This is a genomic window from Streptomyces sp. NPDC056948 (genome assembly GCF_042674225.1).
Taxonomy (GTDB): Bacteria; Actinomycetota; Actinomycetes; order Streptomycetales; family Streptomycetaceae; genus Streptomyces; species Streptomyces purpurascens.
Map to the genome: position 1 here is coordinate 1 of NZ_JBHUQX010000360.1, position 9,896 is coordinate 9,896.

At 70.0% G+C, this 9,896-nt stretch carries 7 protein-coding genes; 5 read left to right on the forward strand and 2 right to left on the reverse strand.

Features of this window, described 5'->3' with window-relative positions; all coding sequences use genetic code 11:
* Nucleotides 1-3: 3 nt before the first annotated feature.
* Complete coding sequence (locus ACFTZL_RS34095) at nt 4-411, reverse strand: hypothetical protein (protein WP_382590905.1); 408 nt, start codon at nt 409-411, stop codon at nt 4-6.
* Nucleotides 412-876: 465 nt separating this feature from the next.
* Nucleotides 877-2,982 carry an alpha-galactosidase gene (locus tag ACFTZL_RS34100; RefSeq protein ID WP_382590922.1) on the reverse strand — a complete coding sequence of 702 codons (2,106 nt, stop codon included), beginning with the start codon at nt 2,980-2,982 and terminating at the stop codon, nt 877-879.
* 133 nt (nt 2,983-3,115) lie between these two features.
* On the opposite strand from ACFTZL_RS34100, the gene ACFTZL_RS34105 reads away from it, so the two are divergent.
* From ACFTZL_RS34105 to ACFTZL_RS34125, 5 genes are all read left to right on the forward strand, one after another.
* The gene (locus tag ACFTZL_RS34105) at nt 3,116-4,153 is read left to right on the forward strand and encodes a LacI family DNA-binding transcriptional regulator (protein ID WP_382590908.1); all 1,038 of its coding nucleotides are present in this window, start codon (nt 3,116-3,118) and stop codon (nt 4,151-4,153) included.
* A 72-nt stretch (nt 4,154-4,225) separates the two neighbouring features.
* Nucleotides 4,226-5,557 carry an ABC transporter substrate-binding protein gene (locus ACFTZL_RS34110; protein WP_382590911.1) on the forward strand — a complete coding sequence of 444 codons (1,332 nt, stop codon included), beginning with the start codon at nt 4,226-4,228 and terminating at the stop codon, nt 5,555-5,557.
* Nucleotides 5,558-5,559: 2 nt separating this feature from the next.
* Nucleotides 5,560-6,480, forward strand: coding sequence for a carbohydrate ABC transporter permease (locus tag ACFTZL_RS34115; protein WP_382590914.1), 921 nt, complete (start codon nt 5,560-5,562; stop codon nt 6,478-6,480).
* Nucleotides 6,477-7,301 carry a carbohydrate ABC transporter permease gene (locus tag ACFTZL_RS34120; protein WP_382590916.1) on the forward strand — a complete coding sequence of 275 codons (825 nt, stop codon included), beginning with the start codon at nt 6,477-6,479 and terminating at the stop codon, nt 7,299-7,301. The genes ACFTZL_RS34115 and ACFTZL_RS34120 overlap by 4 nt, the downstream gene beginning before the upstream one ends.
* An 88-nt stretch (nt 7,302-7,389) precedes the next feature.
* A complete protein-coding gene (locus ACFTZL_RS34125; RefSeq protein ID WP_382590919.1) occupies nt 7,390-9,855 on the forward strand; it encodes a CBM35 domain-containing protein in 2,466 nt (821 codons plus the stop codon).
* Nucleotides 9,856-9,896 lie beyond the last annotated feature (41 nt).

The following is a 9,896-nucleotide window of genomic DNA, read 5'->3' on the forward strand; positions in this document are numbered from 1 at the left end:
GGCTCAGTAGCGCGTAGGGAACAGTTGGAGCTTGGCCTTGTTGCCGGAGACCGACTTCACCCAGATCTTCAGGTTGTTGAACTTGACGGTGCCGCCCGGGCTGGTGCTGCCGCTGAGGCTTCCGTCGGCGGCCGACATCTTCACGGACCGGGAGCTGATGCTCGTGATCTTCAGCTTCCCGAACCCGAACTTGCGGCGGTCGACCTTGATGGTCTTGGGCGCCGACACGGTGATCTTGCACCGCCCGTCGTAGCAGGGCCCGTTGGCGGCAGACGCCACCGGCGTCATCAGGCCGAACCCGAGTGTGCCGGCCATGGTCAGCGTCAGGGCAGTCGTCACGGCCCGCCGGCGCATACCGGCGTCGGGTACCAGGGTGGCGTCCGCCGGTCGGCCCATACGGTTACGGTTCACGTCATCGTCCTTCGGTCGGTCGGAAACGGTACGGCGGGGAGTTCCTGCGCCGGCGCCCAGACACCCTGGTGTGCTCGGATCCGAGCCGGCCGACCAGTGCCCCGCTGCACCGATTCCAGCGCCCGCCTGGTTGTTCAGAAACCTGCTCCCTCACCCTGAACAACCCACGGAGCGCCCGCAGCCAGGACCGCGTCCTGCTACTGCGGTACGACGAGAACGGCGGCTTCTGGGCGACGCCGGGCACGAAGTCCGCCGGCTCGAGAAGTACTTCCTCATCCGGGTCGCCCCGGCCCTTGTCGCCCCGGCCCGGGCCACACAGCCCGACACCATCCGCGAGTACCGCTGGTGGCCCGTTGCCGAGCTGCTGACCACCCCGGAGACGGAGGCCAGCCGTTCTTGCCTGCCGCCCGGGCCAGCAGGCGGACCGCCGACCACCAGCTCAGGACACGATCCGCTGCTGGAGTACTAGCCGTCCTGCGTGAGCCGGATCAGCAATGCCCCGGGCGTGCGCGGTACCGACACCGTCAGTCCGTCCCCGTTCCAGGTAACCCGGCCCGCATCGGGGGAGGACGGGTGAAGGACGTCCGCGCGGACGGTCCGGTCCGCCAGGTGCCGGAGGGGGACGTGGAGTTCGGACGGTCCACCGCGGCGCCAGACCGAGACGTAGGCCGTGCGGTCGCCGGGGACCCTGAGGCCCAGGGCCAGCCACTCGTCCGTCCAGCCGGGCAGGCCGAGCGGCCAGAAGGGCAGGGCCTGTGCGAGGTCGCCGCGGATCGACTTGTAGACCGTGACCGCGTCCCGTACGAGGGCCAGTTGGTGTTCCGACATGTGGTTCAGGTGGCCCGAGAGGTGGATGCGGCCGAGCAGGGCCCCGCCCAGGGTCCAGGAGATCAGGTCGTCGTCGAATGTGGGCTGCGGGTAGGCCCAGACGGCGCCCTGCTCGGGCGGGACCGCGGTCGGCGCGGCGGCGGCGATGGGCGCGTAGCGCAGCGGGTCCTGCTGGTCGCTGGTGGACTGGAGCTGGGCGACGGCCAGGGTGGCCCCGTCCATGCGCATACCGCCCGAGGCACAGTTCTCGACGACGAGGCCGGGGTGCCGATCCAGTACGCCGGAGAGCCAGTCCAGGTAGGCCTGGGCGTGGCCGAGCAGCCCCGCTCCCGGTGCGAGGTCGCCGCGGGCCTGGGTGCCCGGGTCGACCACGATGTTGTAGTCCAGCTTGAGATAGCCCACGCCCCAGTCGCCGACGATCCGGTCGACCGTCTTGTCGAGGTGGGCGCTGGCGGCCGGGTGCCGCAGGTCGAGCTGGTGGCGGCCCTGTTCGGCCAGGCGCACGCCGTCTCGCTGGAAGAACGCCTCGGCGGGCAGCTCGGCCGCGACCGGGCTGCGAACGCCGACGACCTCCGGCTCCAGCCACAGCCCGGGCACCATGCCGCGCTCCCGGATCCGGTCCAGGACCGCCTGGATGCCGCCGTCGGGGAAGCGGCGCGGCGAGGGCTGCCAGGCGCCGACGCTGTCCCACCAGCCGCGGGTGTCGTCGTCGTACCAGCCCGAGTCGATGCAGAAGTACTCCGCGCCGGCGTCGGCGGCGGCGTCGATCAGCGGCAGCAGTTTGGCCGTGGTCGGGTCGCCCATGAGGGTGTTCATGTAGTCGTTGAAGACGACGGGGAGGGCGGTGTGGTCCGGGTGGGGGCGGCGGATCGCCCGGCGGTAGGAGGTCAGGGCGCCCATCGCGCCGTCGAGGTCGGAGCCGAGCGCGAGGGCCCCGGACACGGTGGTGAACTCCTCGCCCTGTTCGAGCCGGACCCGCCACTGGTGTTCCGCGTCGGTGGGGCCGTTCAGCGCCAGGTACGTGCCGTGTGCGAGTTGGCCGACGTCCCAGCGCCAGCCGGCCGGGGACTCCACCTGCCACACCCAGGCCCGGCCGCCGTCCCGCTCGGTCAGCGCCCCCATGGCCAGATGACCGTCGGTGGGCCAGCTACCGCGCCCGGTGAGGGCGAGGGCGGCCCGACTGTCGTGCTCGTGGACGTCCATGTTGATGTCGGCGACGCCGGCGCGCAGCGGCTCGGCGTACCAACGGCACTCGGCGAGCCAGTCGTTGCGGGCGCGGTGGACGTCCAGGGCGTCCGGGGAGGGCAGGCCGCCGATCAGCAGGCTGCTGACGGACTGGACGACCAGGGGCTCCCGGCCCTCGTTGCGCAGCCGGACGCGGGAGCGCAGGACGGGCAGGCCGGTGGGTGACGTCAGCTCGGCGAACGCCGTCAGGCCGGTGCTCGGATCGTGGAGTTCGACGGTCAGCCAGTCCCAGCCGTCGCGTCTGCCCGTGCGGTGGGCCCGGTAGGCGAGCCGTGCGCCGAAGGCCGTGCCCGTGAAACGCGGGCCTGACCAGCCGCTGCCGTGGCCGAGGGCGGTGAGCTCGACGAGCGGGAGCGCCGAGTCAGGGGCGGCGGAGCCGTCGTCGTCGGGCCCCACCAGCCCGGCCAGCCGCAGAGTCCCGTCGGCGGCGACGGCGAACCGTGCCCGAAGAGCCTCATGTCCCCAAGTGAACTCGTCCTGACGCTGGTTGGAGGCCATGTGCGCCGCATCCGCCGTGCCGGTCAAGGTGCTCCCCCTCCTGACCCCGCCCCGTTCTCCGGGAGCGGCGGTCCGCGTGAATCCCTCGTTACGGTCTCTTGACGACCCAAGTGTGACCGGTCACAATCCTCGCATGAATGTGACCGGTCACACAAGGCGCCCGGCGAGCATCAGGGACGTCGCGACCGCGGCGGGGGTCTCCTACCAGACGGTCTCGCGGGTGATCAACGGCCATCCGAGCGTCCGGCCGTCCACCCGGGAGCGAGTGCTCGCCGCCATCGACGAACTGGGCTTCCGCCGCAACGCGACCGCCCTCGCCCTGGCCAGCGGCCGCAGCCGGGCCGTGACCGTGCTCACCGCGAACACCACCCACTACGGCTACGCCTCGATCCTCCAGGGCATCGAGGAGGCCGCCCGCGCCGCGTCGTACGCGGTCGGGATCGGGGTCCTGGAGTCCGCCGACGACGCGGCCGTCGCCGCGGAGGTGCAGCGCGCGGCGGACGCGGGCGGCGGGCTCATCGTGATCGCCTACGATCCGGCCGGTGTCCGGGCGCTGGGAGCCGTGCCCGCGGCACTGCCGGTCGTCGGCGTGGTCGAGACCCCCGCGAGCCCGCCCGGCGGCGACCGCCCATGGGTCTGGACCGACGACCGCGAGGCCGCCTACCAGGCGACCCGGCATCTGCTCTCCCTGGGCCACGAGACCGTGCACTACGTCGCCATCCCGTCCAGCACCCGCCGCACCAGCGCCCGCACCAGCGGCTGGCGGCAGGCGCTGAAGGAGGCCGGCGCCCCGGAACCCCGCCCCGTACAGAGCAGTTGGGGACCGGCGGGCGGCCATGCGGCCGGGCTGAAGCTGGCGGGCGATCCGTCCGTCACCGCGATCCTGTGCGGCAACGACGACCTCGCGCTCGGCGTGCTCCGCGCCCTGCACGAGACCGGCCGCTCGGTGCCGGGCGAGGTCAGCGTGGCCGGTTTCGACGACGCCCCGCACTCCGCCTTCCTCACACCGTCCCTGACGACCGTACGCCTGGACTTCACCGGTCTCGGGCGGGCCGCGTTCGCCCTGCTGCACGGGGTGCTGGAGGAGTCGGCGCAGGTCGCCCCGCATCCGGTGTCCGTACCCGAGCTGGTGGTGCGGGAGAGCTCGGGGCCACCGCCCGCCGGTCACTGAACACCGCTCATCCGCCCAGCAGTTGTGAGTCCCGCTTCCTGAACCGCACCGCCTGCTCCGGAAAGGCACGAGATGAAGAGAAGAGCTCTCCCCGCCCTGGCACTGATATGCGCCGTCGGTCTGGCCGCCACCGCGTGCAGTGACCCGACCGCCGGGGAGTCCGGTTCGGACGGTTCGGACGCCAAGCGGTCGGCGGTCGATCCGAACGCCCGCCTCGACGGCGTGAAGCTGACCATGTGGACCGCGCAGAACACGGTCAACGCGCCCAAGCAGGTCATCGACGCCTTCGAGAAGGCCACCGGCGCCACCGTCGACACCCAGGCGATCCCGGACCTCTACGAGCAGAACGTGCCGACGAAGCTGGCGTCCGGCGACCGCCCCGACCTGATGTTCTGGCAGCCGTCGATCTCCACCCTGCCGTTCGTCCAGCCTAAGCAGAACCTCCTGACCCTGGACGGGGAGCCGTGGGAGGCCAAGCTCGGCGGGACCGAGAAGTCGCTCGGCATGATCGACGGCAAGCGGTACGCGGCGATCGTCACCAGCCCCGCCATGCTCGGCGTCTACTACAACAAGGACGTCTTCCGGAAGGCCGGGCTGAGCGAGAAGGACTTCCCCAAGTCCTACGACGAGTTGCTCGCCCTCGGCCGCAAAGTCGTCGACCAGTCCGACGCGGCCGCCTTCTACGAGGCCGGCGGCGACAAGTGGCCGCTGCAGTGGCAGATGCAGGTCCAGCTCACCGACCTCGACCAGCAGTGGTGGGCCGATCTGAACACGGGCAAGAAGAAGTGGACCGACCCGGTCGTCGTCGGCGCGATCAAGAAGTACAAGGAGAAGCTGCTCGACGCCGGGCTCGCCCAGAAGAACTACCGGACGGGCACGTTCACCGGGCAGGCCGACGCCCTGTGGAAGGGCGAGGCCGGCATGGTCCTCAACGTCACGTCCTTCCAGAGCCAGTTGCAGGCCAAGTACTCCACCGCCGAGATCGACAAGAAGATCGGCTGGTTCCCGGTCGCCAACTCCTCGGCCACCGGCCTGTACTCCCCCGACCAGACCAACGGTGTCGTCGCCTTCAAGACCGGTGACGACAAGCGGCAGAACGCGGCCCGGCAGTTCCTCGCCTTCTGGCTGGGGCCGGACTACCCGGACTACATCAAGGCGATGAAGATCCCGTCCGTGCAGCCGTCCGTGCCCACCCCCGGCGGACTGCCCGAGACGTCCAAGGCCCAGGTGGCCGCCCTGCCGAAGGCCATCGGCGTCTTCCAGGCCAAGGCGATCGTCGCCCCGGACACCCACCTCTATCTGGCCGACATGATCTTCGGCAAGAAGAGCCCGCAGCAGGTCGCACAGGCGATCCAGGACCAGTTCGCGCAGGTGGCCAAGGCCCAGGGCGCCCCCGGGTTCTGACCATGGCGGACACGGTCGTACGTACCAAGCCCGCGCCGGTCAGGGGCGCGCCGAAGAAGGTGGGGCGGCTGCCACGCGCGGCCGTGCACCACCCCTGGTGGTTCGCGCTGCCCGCGATCGTCGTCTTCGCGGGCTTCTTCCTGGTGCCGAACCTGCTCAACTTCTACTACCCGTTCACCAACTGGTCCTCGTACCACGCGGACATCGCCTTCACGGGCCTGGACAACTTCAAGACCATCGCCGAGGACGGCTCGCTGCTGCGTGCGATCCGCACGACCCTGGTGTACGCGCTGCTGGCGGCGCTGTTCCAGAACGGCTTCGGGCTCGTGCTGGCGCTGCTGCTGGAGGACGACAGCCGCTTCAACCGGTTCTTCCGTGCCGTCTTCTTCCTGCCGGTGCTGATCTCGGCCCTCGCGACCGGCTATGTCTTCCAGGCGCTGCTCGACCAGGACGGGGCCGTCAACTCCGCTCTGGGCACGGACATTCCGTGGCTGGGCTCGACGACCTGGACGCTGGTGATCGTCACCCTCATCCACGGCTGGAAGTGGATGGGCCTGTCGATGCTGATCTATCTGGCCGGGCTCAAGGGCATCCCCGGCGAGATGCTGGAGGCCGCGAAGTGCGACGGGGCGGGGCCCTGGCGGACCTTCTGGTCGGTGCGCTGGCCCATGCTGGCGCCGGCCGTCACCTTCAACGTCACCACGGCGCTGATCGGTTCGATGAACACCTTCGACATCGTGCAGGCCACGACCGGCGGCGGCCCCGCGGCCTCCACGGAGGTCTTCAACATCTACATGTTCCGGATCTTCGGACAGGGCCTGTACGCCCAGGCCTCCGCGATGAGCCTCGTCCTGTTCCTGGTGGTGGTCGCCGTGGCGATTCCGCTGGTCGTCGGGCTCCGGCGAAGGGAGCAGATGCTGTGACCGCGGTATGGCGGTACGGCCGCCCGTCCCTCGTCGTCCTGCTCGCCGCGCTGGCCGTCGGTGTGCCGCTGTGGCTGGTCGCCGTCACCTCGGCCAAGCCACAGGCCGAGGCGATCGAGCCGAATCTGGACCTGCCCGGGCACTGGCAGCCCGCGAGCAACTACGCGGACGCCGTCAGCGAGGGCGAGATGCTGCGCGGCTTCCTCAACTCGCTGCTGGTCGTGGTGCCTTCGGTGGTCCTGGTGCTGATCCTGGGTGCCGGCGCCGCCTGGGTCTTCGCCCGCCGCAAGTCGAAGCTGGTCTCGGCGGCCTACGCGCTGTGCATCAGCGGACTGCTGCTGCCGCCCGCCGTCATCACCATCGTGATGGAGCTGCGGCAGATGGGGCTGGCCAACACCCGCCCCGGAATGATCGCCGTCTACACCGGCATGTATCTGTCGACGTCGATCTTCTTCATGACGGGCTTCATCCGCGCCATCCCCATGGAGCTGGAGGAGGCGGCCCGGATGGACGGGGCGACGCCGTCCCGGATCTTCTGGCGGATCGTGCTTCCGCTGCTCCGGCCCGTGATCGCTACCGCGACGATCATGGTGATGCTCTACGCCTGGAGCGACGTCTTCTACGCGTTCTTCGTCCTCGGCGGCGGAGAGAGGGCGACCCTGCCGCTCAACCTCTACCAGGTCGCCAGCGCCCAGCTCTATCTCAACAACTGGCATCTCGTCTTCGCGTACGTCGTGGTGATGAGTCTGCCCATGGTCGCCGTGTTCCTCGTCGGCCAGCGAAAGATCGTGTCCGGAATCACCAGTGGAGCCGTCAAGTGACCGGAGGTCCAGCAGCGTGAGCACCCCCGCCCGCACCAGATCCCGCACCAGAACCGCCCTGATCACAGCACTACTTGGAGCAGCCGCCATGGCAGGCACCCTCCCCGCGGCCGGTCCCGCCGCCGCGGCCGACCCACAGCGCCTCACCGTCGACCTCAAGGCATCCGAGGGCCCGGTGATGCTGGGCGCCAACGGCTCGCTGTACGGGCTCAGCGACGACGGGGTGCCCAGCGACGCCGCGATGGCGCCCCTGAAGATCACCAGCGTCTCGCAGAAGCCGGAGGGCGGCGCCCAGCACCCCAACGGCGACGCGCTCACCGTCTCGAAGTCGTTCTTCCGCAACGGCGGCGGCGAAGTCAACGTGATGATGCAGGACATCTACGCCAAGTGGCCGTACGAGGACCTCGGCATCGACGACTACCTACCGAAGGTCGACAAGATCGCCAAGGAGGTCTCGGCCGACCCGAACAGCGAGCGCTTCGTCTACATCCCGTTCAACGAGCCCGACCAGATCTGGTACAAGCTCGACGTCCAGGACCAGGCGCAGTACGAGAAGAACCGTGACCGGTTCTTCAAGGACTGGAAGACGGTGTACCAGCGGATCCGCGCGATCGACCCGGACGCGCGGATCGCCGGACCCAATGAAGCGGCCTACCACACACGCCTGTTGAAGGACTTCCTCGCCTTCGCCAAGCGGGAGAACGTGCTGCCCCAGGTGATGACCTGGCACGAGCTCGGCTCCGGTTCGCTGCGCGACTTCCAGGCGCACTACGACGAATACCGCGCGCTGGAGCGCGCGGCGGGCATCGCCCCGCTGAAGATCAACATCGATGAGTACGCCAACCGCCGCGACCTGTCCGTGCCCGGGCAGCTCGTGCAGTGGGTGTCCATGTTCGAGCGCAACAAGGTGTTCGCCAACATGGCCTACTGGGATGCCGCCGGCAATCTCAGCGGCCATGTGGTGCGCTCGAACATACCCAACGGCGGCTGGTGGCTGTTCCGCTGGTACGCGGGCATGACCGGGAACACCGTGAAGGTGACGCCGCCGCAGCCCAACACCATCGACACGCTCCAGGGCCTCGCCTCCCTCGACGCCTCCCGCCGCCAGGCGCAGGTGCTGCTCGGCGGCTCCGCCGGCGACTCGGACGTGGTCGTGCAGAACGTCCCGCGGTCGGTGTTCGGCCGTACGGTCACCGCGACGGTCGCCGAGGCGGCCTGGTCCGGTTACGAGGGGCAGCACGCGGCTCCCCAGGTCCTGGCGCGCACCGAGGTGAAGGTGGCGGACGACGGTTCGGTGACCGTCCCGCTGCGCGGACTGCACAAGATGTCGGCGTACCGGATCGTCCTCACCCCCGGCGGCTCGGGCACCCCGTCCGCCGCGTCCGTCCCGTGGTCGGCGTCGTACGAGGCCGAGGAGGCGGCCATCACCGACGGCAAGGTGTACACGCAGGGCACCGTGCAGAACGCCAACGGCTACGCGGCCTCCGGCACCAAGGACGTCGGCTCCCTCAACCAGCCCGGCAGCAAGGTCGCCTTCACGGTGACCGTGCCGAAGGACGGCACGTACGACCTCGCGATCCTGTACGGCAACCAGTCCGGCGGCCCCGCCACGCAGAAACTGTCGGTCGACGGCGGCGACCCGGTGACGGTCGGCTACCCCTCCACCGAGAACTGGACGTACCGCGCCAAGAAGGACGTCAGCGTCCAACTCAAGGCCGGGACACACCAGTTGACCTTGTCCAAGGGCGACGCCGAGGTCACGCTCGACCGGATCGACCTGACCACGCGGACGGGCGCGGCCTCCGCGTCGTACGAGGCCACCCTGGCGGACATCAGCGGCAGGCCGTCGTACGACTACTCGTCCTCGGCCGGGGTGGGCACGGGCGCCCTGGTGCTGCGCTCGGGCGACAAGGCGGTGTTCGACGTCTACGCCCCGCGTGACGGCTACTACACGGTGGTGCCGCGGGCCTCGGCGGCGGTGAAGCTCGCGCTGCACGGGGAGACGGTCACGGCCGCGCCCGGCCGACCGCTGCGGCTCTACCTGGTCGCGGGCAACAACCGGATCGCGATGACGTCGGGCCACGCCGCCGTGCGCTCCCTCGACGTCTCCGGCGACGGCTCGGCCTCCGGCACCCTCTCCTACGAGGGCGCGTCGGCCGCGCTCGCGGGCGGCGCCAAGCTCGTCGACTCCCCGCACGCGTCCGCCGGCTCCTACCTCGGCTGGCTGGGCAACAGCCCCTCCAGCACCGCCGAGTTCACGGTGAACGCGCCCCGGTCCGGCCGCCATGTGCTGGTCGTTCACTACGCGCACAACGACCGCAGGGACAACGGCCACGCCTACAACACGGACATCATGTCCCGTACGGCGGACATCACGGTCGGAACCGCGGCGCCGGTGAAGGCCACCTTCAAGAACACCTGGAGCTTCGACGACTACTGGACCGTCGGCATCCCGGTCGATCTGAAGAAGGGGGCCAACAAGGTGACGTTCGGCAACGCGAGCGCCTGGGCACCGAACATCGACCGGATCGAGCTGGGCAGGGTCGTGGGCTGAGCCGTGCGGTGACAGGTGTCGGTTGCGGAGGAGTGATCTCC